This window comes from Cytobacillus pseudoceanisediminis (genome assembly GCF_023516215.1).
In the GTDB taxonomy this organism is placed as follows: Bacteria; Bacillota; Bacilli; order Bacillales; family Cytobacillaceae; genus Cytobacillus; species Cytobacillus pseudoceanisediminis.
Genome location: NZ_CP097349.1, coordinates 3,654,504 through 3,674,754, shown reverse-complemented (window position 1 = coordinate 3,674,754; position 20,251 = coordinate 3,654,504). Strand labels below are relative to the sequence as shown.

At 44.7% G+C, this 20,251-nt stretch carries 14 protein-coding genes, 20 tRNA genes, 3 rRNA genes, 1 pseudogene and 1 riboswitch; of the genes and pseudogenes, 35 read left to right on the top strand and 3 right to left on the bottom strand.

The window, feature by feature from the left end; translation table 11 throughout:
* Positions 1-115 precede the first annotated feature (115 nt).
* From M5V91_RS19910 to M5V91_RS19760, 31 genes and pseudogenes are all read left to right on the top strand, one after another.
* Entirely contained in the window at positions 116-1,054 is a 939-nt protein-coding gene (locus M5V91_RS19910; RefSeq protein ID WP_009335861.1) for an alpha/beta hydrolase, read from the top strand.
* A 341-nt stretch (positions 1,055-1,395) separates the two neighbouring features.
* Positions 1,396-2,944 (top strand): 16S ribosomal RNA (locus M5V91_RS19905).
* Between the two features lie 299 nt (positions 2,945-3,243).
* Positions 3,244-6,177 (top strand): 23S ribosomal RNA (locus M5V91_RS19900).
* Between the two features lie 203 nt (positions 6,178-6,380).
* Positions 6,381-6,497 (top strand): 5S ribosomal RNA (gene rrf, locus M5V91_RS19895).
* Together the 16S, 23S and 5S rRNA genes with 20 tRNA genes alongside form the textbook arrangement of a ribosomal RNA operon.
* Positions 6,498-6,520: 23 nt before the next feature.
* Positions 6,521-6,595 (top strand) — tRNA-Glu (locus M5V91_RS19890).
* A gap of 4 nt (positions 6,596-6,599) precedes the next feature.
* Positions 6,600-6,675: transfer RNA gene (locus tag M5V91_RS19885), tRNA-Val, on the top strand.
* A 174-nt stretch (positions 6,676-6,849) separates the two neighbouring features.
* A tRNA-Lys gene (locus tag M5V91_RS19880) sits at positions 6,850-6,925 on the top strand.
* Positions 6,926-6,940: 15 nt separating this feature from the next.
* A tRNA-Leu gene (locus M5V91_RS19875) sits at positions 6,941-7,025 on the top strand.
* Positions 7,026-7,031: 6 nt separating this feature from the next.
* Positions 7,032-7,106, top strand: a tRNA-Gly gene (locus M5V91_RS19870).
* Between the two features lie 7 nt (positions 7,107-7,113).
* A tRNA-Arg gene (locus M5V91_RS19865) sits at positions 7,114-7,190 on the top strand.
* A 5-nt stretch (positions 7,191-7,195) separates the two neighbouring features.
* Positions 7,196-7,272: transfer RNA gene (locus M5V91_RS19860), tRNA-Pro, on the top strand.
* Positions 7,273-7,293: 21 nt separating this feature from the next.
* Positions 7,294-7,369: transfer RNA gene (locus M5V91_RS19855), tRNA-Ala, on the top strand.
* 18 nt (positions 7,370-7,387) lie between these two features.
* Positions 7,388-7,464: transfer RNA gene (locus M5V91_RS19850), tRNA-Met, on the top strand.
* 23 nt (positions 7,465-7,487) lie between these two features.
* Positions 7,488-7,580: transfer RNA gene (locus M5V91_RS19845), tRNA-Ser, on the top strand.
* Between the two features lie 185 nt (positions 7,581-7,765).
* Positions 7,766-7,839 (top strand) — tRNA-Met (locus M5V91_RS19840).
* Positions 7,840-7,842: 3 nt separating this feature from the next.
* Positions 7,843-7,919: transfer RNA gene (locus tag M5V91_RS19835), tRNA-Asp, on the top strand.
* A 25-nt stretch (positions 7,920-7,944) separates the two neighbouring features.
* A tRNA-Phe gene (locus M5V91_RS19830) sits at positions 7,945-8,020 on the top strand.
* A 22-nt stretch (positions 8,021-8,042) separates the two neighbouring features.
* Positions 8,043-8,125 (top strand) — tRNA-Tyr (locus tag M5V91_RS19825).
* A 7-nt stretch (positions 8,126-8,132) separates the two neighbouring features.
* Positions 8,133-8,206, top strand: a tRNA-Trp gene (locus M5V91_RS19820).
* An 11-nt stretch (positions 8,207-8,217) separates the two neighbouring features.
* A tRNA-His gene (locus M5V91_RS19815) sits at positions 8,218-8,293 on the top strand.
* Positions 8,294-8,318: 25 nt separating this feature from the next.
* Positions 8,319-8,393, top strand: a tRNA-Gln gene (locus tag M5V91_RS19810).
* A 7-nt stretch (positions 8,394-8,400) separates the two neighbouring features.
* Positions 8,401-8,474, top strand: a tRNA-Cys gene (locus M5V91_RS19805).
* 14 nt (positions 8,475-8,488) lie between these two features.
* Positions 8,489-8,562: transfer RNA gene (locus tag M5V91_RS19800), tRNA-Gly, on the top strand.
* A gap of 6 nt (positions 8,563-8,568) precedes the next feature.
* Positions 8,569-8,645 (top strand) — tRNA-Ile (locus M5V91_RS19795).
* 701 nt (positions 8,646-9,346) lie between these two features.
* Entirely contained in the window at positions 9,347-9,487 is a 141-nt protein-coding gene (locus M5V91_RS19790; protein WP_139266893.1) for a cytochrome c oxidase subunit 2A, read from the top strand.
* 11 nt (positions 9,488-9,498) lie between these two features.
* Entirely contained in the window at positions 9,499-9,963 is a 465-nt protein-coding gene (locus tag M5V91_RS19785; protein WP_019381137.1) for a cytochrome c oxidase subunit II, read from the top strand.
* Between the two features lie 77 nt (positions 9,964-10,040).
* Positions 10,041-11,671: pseudogene (locus tag M5V91_RS19780) on the top strand (cbb3-type cytochrome c oxidase subunit I).
* A 53-nt stretch (positions 11,672-11,724) separates the two neighbouring features.
* Complete coding sequence (locus M5V91_RS19775) at positions 11,725-12,363, top strand: SCO family protein (protein WP_284521453.1); 639 nt, start codon at positions 11,725-11,727, stop codon at positions 12,361-12,363.
* The gene (locus tag M5V91_RS19770; protein ID WP_009335535.1) at positions 12,360-12,920 is read left to right on the top strand and encodes a hypothetical protein; all 561 of its coding nucleotides are present in this window, start codon (positions 12,360-12,362) and stop codon (positions 12,918-12,920) included. Before M5V91_RS19775 ends, M5V91_RS19770 begins: the two co-directional genes overlap by 4 nt.
* A 133-nt stretch (positions 12,921-13,053) precedes the next feature.
* Positions 13,054-13,842, top strand: coding sequence for a DUF2935 domain-containing protein (locus tag M5V91_RS19765; protein ID WP_009335534.1), 789 nt, complete (start codon positions 13,054-13,056; stop codon positions 13,840-13,842).
* 231 nt (positions 13,843-14,073) lie between these two features.
* The gene (locus M5V91_RS19760) at positions 14,074-14,943 is read left to right on the top strand and encodes a cation diffusion facilitator family transporter (protein WP_009335533.1); all 870 of its coding nucleotides are present in this window, start codon (positions 14,074-14,076) and stop codon (positions 14,941-14,943) included.
* A 38-nt stretch (positions 14,944-14,981) separates the two neighbouring features.
* On the opposite strand, the gene M5V91_RS19755 is transcribed toward M5V91_RS19760, so the two are convergent.
* The gene (locus M5V91_RS19755) at positions 14,982-15,401 is read right to left on the bottom strand and encodes a hypothetical protein (RefSeq protein ID WP_019381135.1); all 420 of its coding nucleotides are present in this window, start codon (positions 15,399-15,401) and stop codon (positions 14,982-14,984) included.
* A gap of 251 nt (positions 15,402-15,652) precedes the next feature.
* Here M5V91_RS19755 and M5V91_RS19750 point away from each other — a divergent pair, with 251 nt between their 5' ends.
* The 3 genes from M5V91_RS19750 (at position 15,653) to M5V91_RS19740 (ending at position 17,502) form a co-directional block, all read left to right on the top strand.
* Complete coding sequence (locus M5V91_RS19750; RefSeq protein WP_284521452.1) at positions 15,653-16,288, top strand: MFS transporter; 636 nt, start codon at positions 15,653-15,655, stop codon at positions 16,286-16,288.
* Positions 16,289-16,342: 54 nt separating this feature from the next.
* Positions 16,343-16,867 (top strand): MFS transporter, encoded by a 525-nt coding sequence (locus M5V91_RS19745; RefSeq protein WP_284521451.1) that lies wholly within the window; start codon positions 16,343-16,345, stop codon positions 16,865-16,867.
* Positions 16,868-16,965: 98 nt separating this feature from the next.
* On the top strand, positions 16,966-17,502 hold the full coding sequence (locus tag M5V91_RS19740) for a DUF3267 domain-containing protein (protein WP_009335530.1): 537 nt from the start codon (positions 16,966-16,968) through the stop codon (positions 17,500-17,502).
* Positions 17,503-17,518: 16 nt separating this feature from the next.
* Here the strand turns inward: M5V91_RS19740 and M5V91_RS19735 are convergent, their stop codons facing one another.
* Positions 17,519-17,755, bottom strand: a complete 237-nt coding sequence (locus M5V91_RS19735; protein ID WP_019381133.1) for a hypothetical protein — start codon at positions 17,753-17,755, stop codon at positions 17,519-17,521.
* A 104-nt stretch (positions 17,756-17,859) separates the two neighbouring features.
* On the bottom strand, positions 17,860-19,494 hold the full coding sequence (locus M5V91_RS19730; protein ID WP_251175612.1) for a bifunctional metallophosphatase/5'-nucleotidase: 1,635 nt from the start codon (positions 19,492-19,494) through the stop codon (positions 17,860-17,862).
* Positions 19,495-19,647: 153 nt separating this feature from the next.
* Here M5V91_RS19730 and M5V91_RS19725 point away from each other — a divergent pair, with 153 nt between their 5' ends.
* A complete protein-coding gene (locus M5V91_RS19725; RefSeq protein ID WP_009335528.1) occupies positions 19,648-19,932 on the top strand; it encodes a hypothetical protein in 285 nt (94 codons plus the stop codon).
* Between the two features lie 187 nt (positions 19,933-20,119).
* Positions 20,120-20,234, top strand: a riboswitch (TPP riboswitch).
* Positions 20,235-20,251 lie beyond the last annotated feature (17 nt).

Sequence of the window (20,251 nt, the reverse complement as noted above, 5' to 3'; positions counted from 1 at the left end):
TTCTATTGCAAATAAGATTTGCAATTAGTATTGCCTTAAAAAATTTAATAAAAAACTGAACGTTATATATTAGTAAGCGTCTTATATGTAAAGTCGCTGCATAGGGGTGCTGATAATGAAAGAACGTGAGATTGATTTTAAAACAGATGTAAACCTCAAGGGAACAGTGAGCCTTCCGAAGAAGTCAGAAGGGAAATTTCCTCTTGTTGTTATATTTCATGGCTCAGGTCCAGTTGACCGGGATGGCAATGCAAAGGTTATGCAGATGAATGCTTATAAGTTGCTTGCTGAGTTTTTTGCTTCCATTGGGGTGGCAGTTCTCAGATATGATAAGCGGGGAGCAGGAATAAGCGGCGGTGATTTTTATGAAACAGGAATGTGGGATTTAGTTAATGATGGGATAGCCGCCGTGAAGGCGGCACGAGAGCTGCCGGAAATCAATCCTGAAAGAATCTTCCTGCTGGGTCATAGCGAAGGATGCTCCTTAATTCCTCCTATTAATAGGCAGGCAGATGCTGCGGGAATAATCCTGCTTGCCGGTAACGCGGATAATGTCAGAAAGGCTTCTGAATTACAAGCAAGACTGCTGGAAGAGGAAGTTAATGAGATGAAGGGAGTTAATGGTGTTCTTCTTCGTGCTTTAAACGTTCATAAAACTGCTGTCTCCAAACAAAAGAAGGTTTTCGATGAATTGATGGGATCGGAGAAGACGGTGATGAAAAAAGGATTTACAAAGATTAATGCAAAATGGGCACGAGAGCATTTTCAATATAATATAAAAGAAGATTTGGCCGCGATTACATGTCCAGTTCTTGCAATTACCGGGAAGAAAGATGTTCAAGTAAATCCTGATCATGTGCATCTTTTTGCTGAAAAAGTGAATGGCCGGGCTGAGAGCTATAATGTGCCGAAGATGAACCATCTCCTTAGGGACCAGGAAGAAGAAGCTTCCATAGTTAAGCTGAAGTCAATTTATAAAGGGAGTCTTTCAAAGCCATTGAGCGCTGAAATGCTGAACATAATTGAAAATTGGGCTAAAAGCTATATTCTATAAAGAAGAGAAGCTGCATGTGCGCAGTGTAGGGAAATTTATTGTTCATGCAAATTTTTTTATAAAGTATTGACTTCGGCGTCTATATTATTGTAAGATAGTTTTTGTCGCTTAGAGGTATTCACAAATCGGCGGCAAATATAAGCTTTTAAACTGTTTGAACATCAAACAGAAAAAAATAAAAAAGATTGTTGACTTCTTAAAGTGAAGATGGTAAGATTAATTTCGTTGTCACTTCGAAAGAAGTTAGCACATTAGTTCTTTGAAAACTAAACAAAACAGAAACGTCAACGTTAATTCTTTAGTCTTTTTTGAAAAGACAACTTATGAGCTTAATCAACTCTTATATGGAGAGTTTGATCCTGGCTCAGGACGAACGCTGGCGGCGTGCCTAATACATGCAAGTCGAGCGGACAGATGGGAGCTTGCTCCCTGAAGTCAGCGGCGGACGGGTGAGTAACACGTGGGCAACCTGCCTGTAAGACTGGGATAACTCCGGGAAACCGGGGCTAATACCGGATAATTCTTTCCCTCACATGAGGGAAAGCTGAAAGATGGTTTCGGCTATCACTTACAGATGGCCCGCGGCGCATTAGCTAGTTGGTGAGGTAACGGCTCACCAAGGCAACGATGCGTAGCCGACCTGAGAGGGTGATCGGCCACACTGGGACTGAGACACGGCCCAGACTCCTACGGGAGGCAGCAGTAGGGAATCTTCCGCAATGGACGAAAGTCTGACGGAGCAACGCCGCGTGAGTGATGAAGGTTTTCGGATCGTAAAACTCTGTTGTTAGGGAAGAACAAGTACCGGAGTAACTGCCGGTGCCTTGACGGTACCTAACCAGAAAGCCACGGCTAACTACGTGCCAGCAGCCGCGGTAATACGTAGGTGGCAAGCGTTGTCCGGAATTATTGGGCGTAAAGCGCGCGCAGGCGGTTCCTTAAGTCTGATGTGAAAGCCCCCGGCTCAACCGGGGAGGGTCATTGGAAACTGGGGAACTTGAGTGCAGAAGAGAAGAGTGGAATTCCACGTGTAGCGGTGAAATGCGTAGAGATGTGGAGGAACACCAGTGGCGAAGGCGACTCTTTGGTCTGTAACTGACGCTGAGGCGCGAAAGCGTGGGGAGCAAACAGGATTAGATACCCTGGTAGTCCACGCCGTAAACGATGAGTGCTAAGTGTTAGAGGGTTTCCGCCCTTTAGTGCTGCAGCAAACGCATTAAGCACTCCGCCTGGGGAGTACGGCCGCAAGGCTGAAACTCAAAGGAATTGACGGGGGCCCGCACAAGCGGTGGAGCATGTGGTTTAATTCGAAGCAACGCGAAGAACCTTACCAGGTCTTGACATCTCCTGACAACCCTAGAGATAGGGCGTTCCCCTTCGGGGGACAGGATGACAGGTGGTGCATGGTTGTCGTCAGCTCGTGTCGTGAGATGTTGGGTTAAGTCCCGCAACGAGCGCAACCCTTGATCTTAGTTGCCAGCATTCAGTTGGGCACTCTAAGGTGACTGCCGGTGACAAACCGGAGGAAGGTGGGGATGACGTCAAATCATCATGCCCCTTATGACCTGGGCTACACACGTGCTACAATGGATGGTACAAAGGGCTGCGAGACCGCGAGGTTAAGCGAATCCCATAAAACCATTCTCAGTTCGGATTGCAGGCTGCAACTCGCCTGCATGAAGCCGGAATCGCTAGTAATCGCGGATCAGCATGCCGCGGTGAATACGTTCCCGGGCCTTGTACACACCGCCCGTCACACCACGAGAGTTTGTAACACCCGAAGTCGGTGGGGTAACCTTTTGGAGCCAGCCGCCTAAGGTGGGACAGATGATTGGGGTGAAGTCGTAACAAGGTAGCCGTATCGGAAGGTGCGGCTGGATCACCTCCTTTCTAAGGATATTTACATGAAACGTGACGCTTTCTGTTTTTGTTTAGTTTTGAGGGAACTAATCTCTCAAGATATCGTTCTTTGAAAACTAGATAATGTAAATGAAGAAGCAATAACCGAGTAATCGCCATCTTAGTTTTTTCTCTTATTTTGAAAATAAGTAAGAGCACAAACCATGAGGACGATGAGCGGCAAGGAGATCAAGGAAGCGACCGAGTGAGCACCGGAGCGTACTTCAGTACGTGAGGAGCGGAGCGAGAGAGCTGACGCAGAGATCCGCAGTCGATCAGCGGCCGAAGTAGGTTAAGTTAGAAAGGGCGCACGGTGAATGCCTTGGCACTAGGAGCCGATGAAGGACGGTACTAACACCGATATGCTTCGGGGAGCTGTAAGTAAGCTTTGATCCGGAGATTTCCGAATGGGGAAACCCCTATCCGTAATGGGATAGGATCTTTACCTGAATACATAGGGTATAGAAGGCAGACCCGGGGAACTGAAACATCTAAGTACCCGGAGGAAGAGAAAGCAAACGCGATTCCCTGAGTAGCGGCGAGCGAAACGGGATTAGCCCAAACCAAGAGGCTTGCCTCTTGGGGTTGTAGGACACTCTACACGGAGTTACAAAGGAACGAGGTAAATGAACAGGTCTGGAAAGGCCGGCCAGAGAAGGTAAAAGCCCTGTAGTTGAAACTTCGTTCCCTCCAGAGTGGATCCTGAGTACGGCGGGACACGAGAAATCCCGTCGGAAGCAGGGAGGACCATCTCCCAAGGCTAAATACTCCCTAGTGACCGATAGTGAACCAGTACCGTGAGGGAAAGGTGAAAAGCACCCCGGAAGGGGAGTGAAAGAGATCCTGAAACCGTGTGCCTACAAGTAGTTAGAGCCCGTTAATGGGTGATAGCGTGCCTTTTGTAGAATGAACCGGCGAGTTACGATTACATGCGAGGTTAAGTTGATGAGACGGAGCCGCAGCGAAAGCGAGTCTGAATAGGGCGAATGAGTATGTGGTCGTAGACCCGAAACCAGGTGATCTACCCATGTCCAGGGTGAAGTCCAGGTAACACTGGATGGAGGCCCGAACCCACGCACGTTGAAAAGTGCGGGGATGAGGTGTGGGTAGCGGAGAAATTCCAATCGAACTTGGAGATAGCTGGTTCTCTCCGAAATAGCTTTAGGGCTAGCCTCATGTAGTAAGAGTCTTGGAGGTAGAGCACTGTTTGGACTAGGGGCCCCCATCGGGTTACCGAATTCAGACAAACTCCGAATGCCAAAGACTTATCCATGGGAGTCAGACTGCGAGTGATAAGATCCGTAGTCAAGAGGGAAACAGCCCAGACCACCAGCTAAGGTCCCAAAGTATACGTTAAGTGGAAAAGGATGTGGAGTTGCTTAGACAACCAGGATGTTGGCTTAGAAGCAGCCACCATTTAAAGAGTGCGTAATAGCTCACTGGTCGAGTGACTCCGCGCCGAAAATGTACCGGGGCTAAACGTATCACCGAAGCTGTGGATTGACATCTTCCGATGTCAGTGGTAGGAGAGCGTTCTAAGGGCGTTGAAGCGGGATCGCAAGGACCCGTGGAGCGCTTAGAAGTGAGAATGCCGGTATGAGTAGCGAAAGATGGGTGAGAATCCCATCCACCGAATGCCTAAGGTTTCCTGAGGAAGGCTCGTCCGCTCAGGGTTAGTCGGGACCTAAGCCGAGGCTGAAAAGCGTAGGCGATGGACAACAGGTTGATATTCCTGTACCACCTCTTTACCGTTTGAGCAATGGGGGGACGCAGGAGGATAGGGTAAGCGCGCTGCTGGATTAGCGCGTCCAAGCAGTTAGGCCGGTAACGAGGCAAATCCCGTTACCACACAGGCTGAGCTGTGACGGCGAGGGAAATTTAGTACCGAAGTTCCTGATTCCACACTGCCAAGAAAAGCCTCTAGCGAGGGAAAAGGTGCCCGTACCGCAAACCGACACAGGTAGGCGAGGAGAGAATCCTAAGGTGAGCGAGAGAACTCTCGTTAAGGAACTCGGCAAAATGACCCCGTAACTTCGGGAGAAGGGGTGCTCATTAGGGTGAATAGCCCTGATGAGCCGCAGTGAATAGGCCCAGGCGACTGTTTAGCAAAAACACAGGTCTCTGCGAAGCCGCAAGGCGAAGTATAGGGGCTGACGCCTGCCCGGTGCTGGAAGGTTAAGAGGAGAGGTTAGCGCAAGCGAAGCTTTGAATCGAAGCCCCAGTAAACGGCGGCCGTAACTATAACGGTCCTAAGGTAGCGAAATTCCTTGTCGGGTAAGTTCCGACCCGCACGAAAGGCGTAACGATCTGGGCACTGTCTCAACGAGAGACTCGGTGAAATTATAGTACCTGTGAAGATGCAGGTTACCCGCGACAGGACGGAAAGACCCCGTGGAGCTTTACTGTAGCCTGATATTGAATTTTGGTACAGCTTGTACAGGATAGGTAGGAGCCTGAGAAGCCGGAGCGCCAGCTTCGGTGGAGGCGTCGGTGGGATACTACCCTGGCTGTATTGAAATTCTAACCCGCGCCCCTTATCGGGGCGGGAGACAGTGTCAGGTGGGCAGTTTGACTGGGGCGGTCGCCTCCTAAAAAGTAACGGAGGCGCCCAAAGGTTCCCTCAGAATGGTTGGAAATCATTCGCAGAGTGTAAAGGCACAAGGGAGCTTGACTGCGAGACCTACAAGTCGAGCAGGGACGAAAGTCGGGCTTAGTGATCCGGTGGTTCCGCATGGAAGGGCCATCGCTCAACGGATAAAAGCTACCCCGGGGATAACAGGCTTATCTCCCCCAAGAGTCCACATCGACGGGGAGGTTTGGCACCTCGATGTCGGCTCATCGCATCCTGGGGCTGTAGTCGGTCCCAAGGGTTGGGCTGTTCGCCCATTAAAGCGGTACGCGAGCTGGGTTCAGAACGTCGTGAGACAGTTCGGTCCCTATCCGTCGTGGGCGCAGGAAATTTGAGAGGAGCTGTCCTTAGTACGAGAGGACCGGGATGGACGCACCGCTGGTGTACCAGTTGTCTTGCCAAAGGCATCGCTGGGTAGCTATGTGCGGAAGGGATAAGTGCTGAAAGCATCTAAGCATGAAGCCCCCTCGAGATGAGATTTCCCATAGCGTCAAGCTAGTAAGATCCCTGAAAGATGATCAGGTTGATAGGTCAGAGGTGGAAGCGTGGCGACATGTGGAGCTGACTGATACTAATCGATCGAGGACTTAACCAAAACGAAAAGCGGAGGCGACTGTTCAACTTCGAGAGACGTTGGAGAGCCGGCCATTCAAATCCTGGTTTTGGGATTTGGAGGGACGGATCGAAACGGCCGAGAAGTTAGGAGCCGAAGCTAGACAAGTCATTGGTGAATACTCGGCAAATGCTTCTTCATGCATTATCTAGTTTTGAGGGAACGAAGTTTCTTCAACCAAATAGTCCGGTGGCGATAGCGAGAAGGTCACACCCGTTCCCATACCGAACACGGAAGTTAAGCTTCTCAGCGCCGATGGTAGTTAGGGGCTGTCCCCTTGTGAGAGTAGGACGCTGCCGGGCACCCTAATTGGGTAATTATATATGGCCCCTTGGTCAAGCGGTTAAGACACCGCCCTTTCACGGCGGTAACACGGGTTCGAATCCCGTAGGGGTCACCATTTTGGAGGATTAGCTCAGCTGGGAGAGCATCTGCCTTACAAGCAGAGGGTCGGCGGTTCGATCCCGTCATCCTCCACCATAACTTTTGAAAAAGCTATTTGCTACTCTTAAGGTATGAGCCATTAGCTCAGTCGGTAGAGCAGATTGCAGCATCAGTGAGACTCTTCACCCGAATAGCAATCTGTGACAAAGCGGTTTAGCTTTGGAACATCTGACTGTACTTATCAGAATTTAGGAAGTCTCATAAAAGTATGAGCCATTAGCTCAGTCGGTAGAGCATCTGACTTTTAATCAGAGGGTCGAAGGTTCGAGTCCTTCATGGCTCACCATTTTAATTTCATATTGCGGGTGTGGCGGAATTGGCAGACGCACCAGACTTAGGATCTGGCGCCGCAAGGCGTGGGGGTTCGACTCCCTTCACCCGCACCATTTTAAGCGGAAGTAGTTCAGTGGTAGAACATCACCTTGCCAAGGTGGGGGTCGCGGGTTCGAATCCCGTCTTCCGCTCCATTATTTTGCGCCCGTAGCTCAATTGGATAGAGCGTTTGACTACGGATCAAAAGGTTAGGGGTTCGACTCCTCTCGGGCGCGCCATATTACGGGGAGTAGCTCAGCTTGGTAGAGCACTTGGTTTGGGACCAAGGGGTCGCAGGTTCGAATCCTGTCTTCCCGACCAGGGACACTTCTTTTATTACATGGGGCCTTAGCTCAGCTGGGAGAGCGCCTGCTTTGCACGCAGGAGGTCAGCGGTTCGATCCCGCTAGGCTCCACCATAAATATTTAGTCACATTGGCGGTGTAGCTCAGCTGGCTAGAGCGTACGGTTCATACCCGTGAGGTCGGGGGTTCGATCCCCTCCGCCGCTACCAATATGCTTATTTTGTATCATATCGGAGGAATACCCAAGTCCGGCTGAAGGGATCGGTCTTGAAAACCGACAGGCGGGTCAAACCGCGCAGGGGTTCGAATCCCCTTTCCTCCTCCATATTTTATATAATAATACTATCGCGGGGTGGAGCACGACCGAATAATCTTCGAAGGAATTACTTCAGCGCACCGATTGAGTTGCTGCTTGGATAATCTTTCTGAAATCGGGGCGGTACTTCATTGAATAAGCTGCGAGATGAAATGCTAGATGTGAGCATAGAATAATCACATTAATAATACTATCGCGGGGTGGAGCAGTCCGGTAGCTCGTCGGGCTCATAACCCGAAGGTCGCAGGTTCAAATCCTGCCCCCGCAATCTGGTCCGGTAGTTCAGTTGGTTAGAATGCCTGCCTGTCACGCAGGAGGTCGCGGGTTCGAGTCCCGTCCGGACCGCCATTTTTACAAAAAATAAATAATATGTGGCTCAGTAGCTCAGTCGGTAGAGCAAAGGACTGAAAATCCTTGTGTCGGCGGTTCGATTCCGTCCTGAGCCACCATTTCCTAAGTCTTATCAGACGTGGAGGGGTAGCGAAGTGGCTAAACGCGGCGGACTGTAAATCCGCTCCTTCGGGTTCGGCAGTTCGAATCTGCCCCCTCCACCATTTATATAGGGGTATAGTTTAATGGTAAAACGAAGGTCTCCAAAACCTTTGATGTGGGTTCGATTCCTGCTACCCCTGCCAGTAGGATAGTGGCGGTTGTGGCGAAGTGGTTAACGCATCGGATTGTGGCTCCGACACTCGTGGGTTCGATTCCCATCAATCGCCCCATTATTCTTTTTGACAGCAATATTATTGGGCTATAGCCAAGCGGTAAGGCACCGGACTTTGACTCCGTCACTCGCAGGTTCGAATCCTGCTAGCCCAGCCATTTTTAAGGCAGCATAGCCAAGTGGTAAGGCAGAGGTCTGCAAAACCTCCATCCCCGGTTCAAATCCGGGTGTTGCCTCCAAACCATAATCATATGCGGGTGTAGTTTAGTGGTAAAACCTCAGCCTTCCAAGCTGATGATGAGGGTTCGATTCCCTTCACCCGCTCCAACATATGGGCCTATAGCTCAGCTGGTTAGAGCGCACGCCTGATAAGCGTGAGGTCGATGGTTCGAGTCCATTTAGGCCCACCATTATACATACCATTTTCAAACTAATTCCAATAGGAGTTAGTTTTTTTGTATTGGAGAAATATAAAACGGTTATTGGACCGATTTATATTTCTGTGTTAAAATCCCATCCCTAGAGGTATTTGGTAATTATACTAATACATATGGAGTTTATCCATACCGTGATTTTTCACCTTTTCTCTACGAAATTCAATCTCTCGTTAGTTTAGTATCGGGCGCCTGATTTTCATTCTGTTTTATCTTCCAACTCTTTTCCTCTATTATTCAGTTCCTTAACTTTATCATCTGAAAATATTTCAAGAACGCTCCAGCTGTTAATGAAAAAGCCAAAATTACAAAACATCCAAAATAGCCCCCAGTTTTCCTTAAATTTTATTAACCTGCCGATTAGTTTAAGACGATAGTTTACATACTTCATCAAAATTCTAACTTAAAATTTCAAATCCTTATGTTCTTTACATTAATCTTTTAAAGCTTGAGATTCATTACAAATCAGGTGAATTAACTTTTTGTGAATTATTTGTGAATCGTTATGCTTGCCAGTACAGAATTCATTGGAAGAAAGCCTTGATATTACTGTGTTCTTGTTAGTATTTCAGCATTTTTGCCTGCGAAGATATATGAAAAAAGTGTGATTCATTTCACTTTTATGAAAACCCTTCTCAACTATGATGTAGGTAACAAAGCTAAGGAGCTGATGGAAGGTGGAAACGCGAAAAGTGGTCCAGAGCAGTTCAAAGGAACATAACTCTCTAAGGGGTACGTTCTTTTCAGTTACAGTTGTGGGGCTTGGGATCTTTGTTACTTATTTAATTGTGTATGGCCTGTACATGGCCAGATTATAGGGGGATATAAAATGATGCATCGGTCGGAGAAGGTATGGCTGATATTAAGCTTTGGAATGATTATTGGATTCATGCTGATTACGGGCTATCAGACATTCGCCCTGGAGATGGGGCCGCCAAGCTATGGAGAGCGAATTGATCCTCAAAAAGTGGATGAAACAGCGCCGTTCGATAATCCTGGGATTAAGAAGATAGGCGAGAATGAGTATGAAGTAGTTATGATTCTTCAGGTATTCAGCTTTACCCCAAATGAAATTGAAGTGCCTGCAGGATCGACAGTTCATTTTATCATGACATCTAAAGATGTTGTGCATGGCTTTCAAGTCGCTGACACGAACCTAAATGCAATGGTTGTGCCTGGCTATGTACAAAAGATCACACAGAAATTTGATAAGCCAGGTGAATATTTGGTTCTTTGCAATGAGTACTGCGGCGCGGGTCATCAGATGATGAGCACCACCATTACGGTGAAATAAAGGGGGGATAAACAGTGGAAACAGTTATTAAGCAAACAGGAAAAACACAAGCATTTAAGGATAAAGCAAATAAAGTTATGGGAATTAGCCTGGAGGATGCAAAAATAACGAAATCATATTTATCTGTTGCTTTCTTAGCCATCCTGCTTGGCGGAATACTTGGACTATTGCAAGGGCTGAATCGGGCTGGAATGCTGGAATTGCCGGCATGGCTGAACTATTATCAGGTTCTTACAGCTCACGGTCTGCTGCTGGTAGTCGTACTGTCGGCTTTCTTCACAATTGGTTACTTTTATGCTGGATTATCTCATACTCTGGGAGGCCTGCTTCCTAAGGTAAGAAAGATGGCTTGGATCGGCTTCTGGATGAAGATTTTCGGATTTGTCCTAGCTGTGATTCCGATTTTAATGAATGAAGCATCTGTTATGTATACCTTCTATCCGCCAATGGCTGCTTCACCCATTTTCTATATCGGTTTAGTCTTCATTGTATTGGGTGTATGGATGTGCGCCTTTGGTGCCTTTATTAATGTGGCTAGCTGGCGAAAGAGGAATCCCGGCCAGCATATCCCTATTCTTTCTTTCTTTGCAACCGGTGTATTTGTTCTCTTATTCTTTGGAAGCATACCTGTAGCCATCGAAGTTTTTACCATTATCCCTTGGGCTTTTGGATGGGTGGAGACAATAAATGTCATGGTTGCACGCACGCTGTTCTGGGCGTTCGGCCATACGCTGGTAAACATCTGGTATTTAACAGCGGTCTCTGCCTGGTATGTCATAGTGCCGAAGATTATTGGCGGCCGTAGGTGGAATGACCTTTTAACAAGAATTGTGGTTATTGCACTTGTAATTATGAATATTACCGGCGGCTTCCATCATCAGATTATTGATCCTGGTATTTCTGAACCTGTGAAATACATGCACGTGTTTATGAGTTTGGCAATTGGCTTCCCTTCATTAATGACTGCTTATGCTATGTTTGCAGTATTTGAGCGTACAGCGAGAAAAAAGGCGGAAGAGGTCTTGTCGGCTGGTATAAGAAACTTCCTTGGGGAGATGTTCGATTCCTCGCGCCATTTATCGCGATGGCTGCTTTTATTCCTGCCGGAGCCGGCGGAATAGTACAAAGCACAAACCAATTGAACCAGGTAGTTCATAACACAATGTGGATTGTCGGTCATTTCCACTTAACACTTGGCATGTCTGTGGTCATGACGTTCTTCGGTATCAGCTACTGGCTTATTCCTTATGTATCAAAAAGAATGCTGACACCGCAGATTAATAAACTTGGGGTTATACAAACGATCATATGGACGCTCGGTATGATCATCATGTCCGGTGCGATGCACTGGGTGGGTCTGCTGGGTTCTCCAAGAAGAACTTCCTATTCAACATACTTTGACAATGCAACTGCTTTAAGCTGGGACCCTTATCTGTTCTTCCTGGCTATCGGTGGTACCCTTCTGATGATCGGTGTACTTATGCAGGTATATGCTGTATTCTACCTCATGTTCTTTGCGCCAAAAGGAAACACAGAATTCCCTGTTGCGGAAGTGGAAGAGGATGAAGCGCCAACACCTAGATGGACAGAGCGCTGGGGATTATGGATTGTGTGTATGATTGTCCTTGTCGGCATGGCTTATGTCATTCCATTGGTCGATTTTATTGTCAATGCTCCTCCAGGTTCACCTCCTTATAAAACCTGGTAAGGAAAGAGAGATAGCTCGGATGCAGGGCTGTCTCTTTCTTTTAAAAGGAAGTGATGAATCATGTTTCCAAAAATAAAACGGCTTTTTCCAGCTTGGCTGTACTGGTGTTTGGCGTGCTCCTTTTTTACATTGGCACAGATGGCTTTCAGGCTTTCACTGCTGAAAAAGCCAGGGTTAATCAGTTAATGGATGAAAAGCCTCAGTTCCCGGATGTAACACTTGAAGATAATAACGGGAGGACCTATTCTTTCACAGAATTTGAAGGGAAGTATGTGTTTATTACCTTTTTATATACTTCATGCGGTACTGTTTGTCCTGAACTGGAGGTTAATATGTCTGAAGTATATAAACGGATTCCAGAAGAGTATATTGGCCATGATATTCAATTCCTGAGCATTAGTTTTGATCCAAAGCGGGATACTCCGGAAACATTGGATACTTACCGCAAGGCTTTTGGCAGTGACGGGGAAACGTGGAGAATGGCGAGGATACCGAAACAGCAGGAGCTTAAATCTTTGCTTGATCGATTTGGTGTCATAGTCATTCCTGATGAATACGGAAATTTTGCCCATAACTCTGCCTTTTATCTGGTGAATCCAAAAGGACACTTAGTTGAAGTCATGGATTACACCTTAATAGAAGCAGCGGCTGAAAGGGTGACGGAGATTCTCGAGAGCGGAGGGAAAGAATGATGAAGTCATCAGTTTACGGATTACTCCTGCTTCTTGGATTGATGCTCCCGCCTGCAGCTGATTTTCTGGAGTCCATCATGATTACCCATATGCATATGCAAATGCCTTTACTGGTGATCTCTGGCATATTCATGGCAAAGTTCTTTCAGAATCGCTTCACGGGATTTTTCTCAAAATGGAATGAAAACGGAGTGCCGGGTATATTGCTGTTTTCAATCATTATGGTGTATTGGTCTCTGCCAAGGACAATGGATGAAGCATTGACGCTTACGAGTGTAGAAGTCTTTAAATTTATCTCCCTTCCATTTTTGGCCGGTGTGCCATTGCGGGACAGCTGGCCAAAGCTAAGTTCATTTTGGAAGCATGCTCTCATTATTTTCTTTACTATCTTATTTTTAGCTCTGGGATGGCTATATATCTGGTCCCCTGTACAGCTTTGCAATAACTATTTGGTCATCGAGCAGATTACGCTGGGCTGGGGCTTTATTTCAACCGCGTTTGCAATGGTTGTATACTTGATTTATAGCTATGTTATGGATTTTTCAAAATATGAGTAAAAGAATGACTGCTGCCGTTCTTGGGAGCAGTTTTTACATTTATCAGCTTGTTTATCAGCTTCAATAAAATAGAATAATGGCAGGAAATCATAAATATATATGAGAAGGAGTGAGTAATTGGGGAGGGGATGACATGGCGGATCCAATAGTCGTTAGATCGCTGGATGAGATTAAATTTTGGTCCAGGATTATGAAAGAACATGCACTATTTTTAAGTTTGGGGTTTACCTATGAACAGAAACAATTAATTGCCGAAGCACAGCAATTTATCGCTCTATTTGAAAGAATCGAGGAAAAGCTGGCCAGATTTACAATCAACTCAGAACTTAGACAGGTTCAAGCATTTAATAACGAGGTTTATCAAGCAGCTGCTGCCATCTGGAGCTATAAGAGGAAAGTGCTGGGGCTGACATTAAGATGCGAAATCCGTTCAAATAATTTTCCTTTATTAATTGACCATATCAGCAGAGAAGCTGCATACTTTGCAAATCGATTAAAAGACCTCAACTCAGGGATACTCGCACCAAAACCGGAAGCCATTATAGAAGAAAATGTCTTCTTTCTAAGGATCATGGCTGACCATGCTAAGTTTATTGGCCATTTACTAGATCCTTCGGAAAGAAAGCTGGTAGAACAGGCAAGAGAGTTTAGCCATGATTTTGACCAATTGGTCTTTCAAGCTGTTGATCTTGACTCTATGCAGCCTGAATCAGAAACGAAACCAATACTTAGCCATTTTTTAAATGAGAATAAAATATCAGTTGCTTCGTTAAGGGACTTTAAGAAAACAGCCAGAGAATTAATAGAGGCATGCCGGATCAAAAGCAATATTCATCCTCTTCTGGCTGACCATACGTTTAGAGAAGCTGAGAGATTTTTGGAAATTATCGATTTGTTTGAGGCGAGTCTTAAGAAGGCATAGTTTTGCTTGGAAGATGGGCTGTTTCTTTCATGCTGTACAAATTCTGTTTCTTCTTTATGCACATTAAGATGATTCAAATCAAGCCAGCCTTTTATGGGGCTGGCTTAAATTTTCACTAGTACAACTTAATTGCACTTTGCTTATTTATTTAATAAAAGACAAAAAGATTGCTCTAGACCCACCCGAATTCCGCTTGGTAATATAATCAAGGGTAAAGTAGGAGGCTGGGGCATGGAAGAGGAAAAGTATCATAACCTTAAGTTAGGCGAGCGTGCTGCTTTTATTAGTATTGCAGCTTATATATGTCTTTCTGTACTAAAATTAACAATTGGATATGTGAGTGACTCTGCTGCTTTGAAAGCGGATGGATTGAATAATACAACAGATATAATTGCTTCAATTGCAGTGCTTATAGGGCTGAGGATTTCTCAGCGTCCGCCGGATAAAAATCATGGGTATGGCCATTGGAAGAGTGAAACCATTGCTTCCATGGTAGCATCCTTCATTATGGCTGCAGTAGGTCTTCAAGTTCTGCTTAATGCTGTTTCATCCATGTTTGATGGGGTTAATGAATCTCCTGATATAATTGCGGCATATACGGGAGTTTTTTCTGGAGCTGCAATGTACTTTGTATACCGATATAATAAAAAATTAGCTATTAAAATTAACAGCAAGGCCGTAATGGCAGCGGCAAAGGACAATATTTCAGACGCATGGGTGAGTATAGGCACTGCCGTCGGAATTTTTGGTTCGCAGCTGAACATGCCTTGGCTTGATCCATTAACAGCCATAGTTGTCGGGTTTTTAATATGCAAAACGGCTTGGGATATTTTTGTACAAGCCTCCCATGAGCTTTCTGATGGATTTGATGAAAAAAAGATTAAGCATTATCAGGATGTCATCAAAAATGTAGACGGGGTAAAAGGCATTAAAGATATTAAAGGCAGAAGCTATGGAAACAATGAAGTGATCGATGTGGTCATTTTGGTTAATTCCAAGCTTGATATTAAGGAAGCCCATGATATTGCGACACATGTGGAGAAAGTGATGATGAGGGATTATGGGGTTTATGATGTTCACGTCCATGTGGAACCGAATTAATAAAGAAATGCGTCTCTTAATGAGGCGCATTTCTTTTTCTAGCTGAACATTTTATCCAATTCCCGTAAATGATCATAGGAATTTACCAGTTGTTCAGGTACTATTTTTCTTCCATAATCCCATGAGTTTTTTTCTATTTCAGACATGAGCTGTTCTTTTTCGTCATCTTCTCCGTACAGTAGCGTTCTTATGTCATGTTTGTTTTTCTTGAAGTCCAGATAATACCCGATTTCATGGAATAGCATTAATTTAACCAGGTTCTCATCTGTTTCTTTAATTTTAAAATTAATTTTTGCAATGTAGCCGTTCACTTTCAGGTAGTTAAATTTAATTGTATTCGTTGAGACATTGTAGCTCATGGGTGCAGTAAGTGTATTGCAGAACTCATAGTTAATATCCAATTGGAACCCATCCAAGGTGTTTTTTATAATCTTTTCGATATCCCATATGTAAAGCACGTTTTCTGTTGAGCTCCTTTCTATTAATAGTTTAAGTTGATTATACAGACATTCATGAAAATCGTGATATGTTTTTCTGAAAAATAGGAACAAGCTACCATGATCTATATTGTTAGAACATATTACCGAGCTGGCTGCTGCAGGCATTTTTCAATATGTTAAGCTAAATGATAGATTTTCAATATTAGATTAAGAGCTTAACTTTATAGAAATCATGCCGGTTTGCAACGACTTTAGATAGGGGGATAGTGATGAATCGTTCATTTTACGCTCTTCTAGTAAGCCAGACAGCAACGAATCTTGGGTTTGCCCTGTACACGATGGCTGTTGTGCTGCATTTGTATAATGAAACAGGGAGCACAGCACTTTCTGCAGCCGTCACATTGATTAGTGTAATATCGAGAATGATCAGTAATATACTGCTTCCATCCATTTCGGATAGATTTCAGCCAGTAAATCTATTGAAGTTTTCCCAGATAAGCCAGATCGTTCTGATTGCTGGATTAATGATATTATTCTTGCAGCAAATGAAGGATTTTATGTTAATGGCTATTTTCTTAGTGTTGGCCCTTATATCCTTTTTCAATGGCTTTTTCTCGCCTATTAAAATGTCCATGGTAAAAGCTGTTGTTCCTAAAAAGCAAAGAGTCAAAGCGAATAGCCTGCTCTCAAGTGTTGACCAGACTTTCTTGTTTGCAGGGTGGACCTTTGGCGGTATCCTGTTAGCTTTCCTTGGCAAACAATCCACATTGATCATTACGATCATTCTGCTTGTTATTTCTATTCTAAGCTTGTTTTTGATAAAAAAGCGAATCACCTGCTGTGAACTCAAACTTCCGGATGCTGTCCAGTCTAACGGCTGGCTGGAAAATACTCCTCCAGGATAAAGGGCTTCGAGTCCTGATCATAATGGATTTAATAGAAGCTTGGGCAGGAACGATTTGGATTGGTGCAGTTACGTTAACCTATGTGGAGGATGCCCTTGGAAAGGGGAGTCTTGGTGGGGTTATATCAACGGAGGATATTACTTAGGCACTATTGCTGGAGGAATCCTCATTTATCGGCTTTCTTATTTACTGCAAGGCCGTTTGATTATTTTTATGCTGATTGGATCCAGTGCTTTCGGGATTCTTACCTTGGGGTATGGTTTTATTTCGAATCCTTTCTTAGCGCTGCTATTTGTAATATTGATGGGACCTGCCTATCAGCTGCGGGATCTTGCGCAAACCACTATGTATCAAAATAGTGCAGATGAAACAATGCTCACGAAAATTCTTGCTGCTAAATCTGTCTTAAACGAATTGATTTTCGTTTTCTCCATTTTGGGCATAGGGGTCTTAACTGATCTAATCGGTGTTCGGCTTATTTACATTTTATCAGGAATATTATTAATCATTTCGTCCATTTTTGGTTTTATTCAGCTGAAGCTTCAAGGTAAAGGTAATGCATTAGAAGCGGAGGGCTAAAGGCAATGGGGAGCTGCCGGCAATAGCCATTTTTTGAAACTTTGCTGTTTGTGATCCGTAAATATAGGTAATCGACCAATTCCTCGCGGGGTGAAAATTTGGAAAATAAAAAACAAACGGTTGTTTCCATTTCAATGATGAAATTGCAGGTTTATTTATTCATAGCAACGATTGCGCTGGTATTTGGGGTGCTCTTTTTACATGCCGTAATATATGGCGGAGGAGAAATGTCTTTTGATCTTATAGGTATGCTATTATTTTTAGCTGGTATGGCCGTTATCGTTATCTTGCATGAAGCCATCCATTTGGCAGGTTTCCGCTATATTGGCGGTGTCCCATGGAGCGAAATGTCCTGGGGAGTCAATTTGAAATTGGGTGTGGCCTATGCTCATGCTAAACAGCCAGTGACGGTTCAGCAAATGAAAAAGGTTTTAATGCTGCCATTCATTCCGACTGGCTTATTGCCCCTTGTTCTTGGAATTGTACTGAATATGCCTGGATTATCGATATTAGGGGCGATATTGACAGTTGGATGTTTTGGAGACCTTGTTTTGTATAAAAAGCTCTTAAAATTTCCAAATGATGCTCTTGTCATTGACCATCCGACTAAACCGCAATTTACGGTTTATGAATAGGCTTCAATTCATATGTTTAAGAACTTTTATGTTTTTTGTCCCACACAATAAATAGCTGGGTGAAAAAGAAAGCAACCAGGGCCGCCAGTGATGATATTAGAAGGTTTCTCATTGAATCCAGTCCATAAAGCTGGATCCCTATCAATTTGGATGTATTTGTACACAATCTCCAGTTTTCAAAAACAATGGCTGTCTTATGAAAAAATGGAAAAAAGACGCCGAACAGCATGAGAAAATAAATATACTTTTTCATTATCCTATTCCTTTCTTTCTGATCCTAATAGAAGGATATGATGTCGATCCTGCTGTTAGTATTAAATGAACAAGAAAAAAGGACAGTCCCCGAGCTGTCCTTTTTCAGTCTATTCTTTTTATGCGTCCCTCAATCGCGGAGCTGAATGGCTGTGCTGAATTCTGTATATAGTCCACTAGTGCATCTATATCACTTGGTCCGGTCACTCTGTTCGTCCCTTTTCGGAATACTGTAAAATTGTCTCCGCCATCAGCGAGATAGGTATTTACAGTGACCGAATAGATCTTGTCCGAATCCAATTTTGTTCCGTCAGGAAGATAAATATCTTTTACTTTTTCACCGGAAGGCTGGCTGTCATACCAGGAATAAGAGAAGCCGGAAATCTGAAGAATTCTTGTTGAATTTGGCTGCCATTGCTGATTAAGGACATCACGAATTTGGCTGCCTGTTAGGTTCATTTTGACAAGGTGATTGCTGAAGGGGAGGACGACATATAAGTTTCCCCATGTAACTCTGCCGGCGTCAATGTTTGCCCGGATTCCTCCCGGATTGATGAAAGCGAAATCTGTGTTCATCACTGCCCGCTGGGAATCGGCAATAAGATTGCCCAGGGCTGATTCACCGCTTCTGTTTTGTTCGGCTGTGATTGGAATGGCAGCAGTGCCAATATATCTGTTCACCGAGGGTTCAACTTTTCTTTCATAGCTCTCGATCATCCTGGTTATGTCGCTTGCGGGCTGGATATTCTCTTGAAAAACATTCACAATTTCAGCGTGTTTGCGGACAATATCCTTTGTCTGGGGATCTATTTCTATATCTACATCAGAAAAGGCAGTGCCATATGAGTAGGCCTGCACAAGAAGCTTTCCATCTACCACACTGTTCAGATAGGCATGACTATGGCCTCCGAAAATAATGTCCACTTCGTCATCCGCCTGATGGGCCAACTCTATTAACGGGCCTCTTGCATGCTCACCATTTGGTTCTGATTTTCCAGGAACATGCGCTAGTACCACAATGGCTCTTACTCCTTGTTTTTTAAGTTCTCGGGCATACTTGTTGATGGCTTCAGCTTCATCGGTGAAGATCAGATCTTTCACACTGTTTGGCGCGGTAATAGCCGATGTTTCTTTCGTGATGACTCCGATAAATCCAATTGGGATCCCGCTAACGTTTACTATTTTATATGGAGGAAGAAAGGGCTTGCCTGACTTTTGACTGATGACATTGGCTGCAATCCATGGGAAATGGGAACCGGAATAAACTTTTGCCGCTGAAGGGCTGCTGCCACTTAGCAGGCGAAGCAGTTCATCAGATCCTCGATCAAATTCATGATTACCGATAGTTCCGATATCAAACCCCATCTTATTCAAAAATTCAATAGTCGGTTCATCCCGCAGAAGAGCGGATACTGGCGGGCTAGCTCCAATCATGTCGCCAGCATGCAGCAAAAGGGTGTTTTTATTTTCAGAAGCACGCTGCCGCAAATAGGCAGCGAGGTAATCAGCGCGTCCTGCCGGTCTGCCGTTAACCTGCCGAGTGACATTCAGCTGCCCATGGAAATCATTAATGCCCAGCAATTGAATTTGCTTGTATGGTGCTTCTGTACGTTCTTCAACATGGCCGTGATATTCTTCCGAAAGACCCTGCTGATCCCCTTGTTCTTTTTCAGCGGGCTGTCCGCTGAATAGAGGCATTCCCAGGAAGCTAAATAAAATAAGGGTGAAAAGTACTCTCATCATTCATCCTCCAGTATTTGTGGCAGGGATAGTATTTGCAGATATCAGGGATTTAATCGGATGGTGGGCTATTAAGGATCAGAAAAGTTTGGCCTCCTGCTAAAAGGGTAAGGTCTTAAAGAAACATAATACTGCAAAAGGAGATGACAATACATGAATTATAAGAAGCTATGGCTATCAGTTCCATTGAGTGCAGGATTATTGTTGGCAGGATGCGGAACGGATGAACAAGATCCGCCGCCGGAAACGGAAGATGTGGAATTGGAAGATAATCAGATGGAAGAAAACAATAATGAAGATAATGAAATGCAGGATCCTGGCACATCAGAAGAATCTGATATGGAGGAGCCCGGCATGAATGAAGAATCACCACAGGATGAAGAGAGTATGGATGAAAGTGATATGGATATGAATGATGAGGAGTCTGACGGGAACTAACCCGCATAATTCACGGAAAACGTCTGCCGCTGACAGGCGTTTTTGATATTCATTCAGAAGTAAAAAAATTGAATTAAGGAAAACGGGGTAAGGAGCAGAATAAAGGCAAAATTTTTCATCTGACAGAATTCTGAAATAATTCCTTTCATTTGTTTCCGCAATTCTGTATACTAAAATTGAATTTAATAGCAATAACTAGGGGTGCCCAATAGCTTGGGCTGAGAAAGAAACGCGCTAAAGTTTCTTGACTCTTTGGACCTGATCTGGATCATACCAGCGTGGGGAAGTTAGAATGTGCAAAAGTTTCTTTGTGCAAAGA

Bases quoted from the DNA above. Each gene is read 5' to 3' on its own strand.
- M5V91_RS19750 (WP_284521452.1), top strand. From the start codon at position 15,653: ATGAATCGTTCATTTTACGCTCTTCTAGTAAGCCAGACAGCAACGAAT.
- M5V91_RS19910 (WP_009335861.1), top strand. From the start codon at position 116: ATGAAAGAACGTGAGATTGATTTTAAAACAGATGTAAACCTCAAGGGA.
- M5V91_RS19760 (WP_009335533.1), top strand. From the start codon at position 14,074: ATGGAAGAGGAAAAGTATCATAACCTTAAGTTAGGCGAGCGTGCTGCT.
- M5V91_RS19725 (WP_009335528.1), top strand. From the start codon at position 19,648: ATGAATTATAAGAAGCTATGGCTATCAGTTCCATTGAGTGCAGGATTA.
- M5V91_RS19770 (WP_009335535.1), top strand. From the start codon at position 12,360: ATGATGAAGTCATCAGTTTACGGATTACTCCTGCTTCTTGGATTGATG.
- M5V91_RS19735 (WP_019381133.1), bottom strand. From the start codon at position 17,755: ATGAAAAAGTATATTTATTTTCTCATGCTGTTCGGCGTCTTTTTTCCA.
- M5V91_RS19730 (WP_251175612.1), bottom strand. From the start codon at position 19,494: ATGAGAGTACTTTTCACCCTTATTTTATTTAGCTTCCTGGGAATGCCT.
- M5V91_RS19785 (WP_019381137.1), top strand. From the start codon at position 9,499: ATGATGCATCGGTCGGAGAAGGTATGGCTGATATTAAGCTTTGGAATG.
- M5V91_RS19775 (WP_284521453.1), top strand. From the start codon at position 11,725: ATGAATCATGTTTCCAAAAATAAAACGGCTTTTTCCAGCTTGGCTGTA.
- M5V91_RS19765 (WP_009335534.1), top strand. From the start codon at position 13,054: ATGGCGGATCCAATAGTCGTTAGATCGCTGGATGAGATTAAATTTTGG.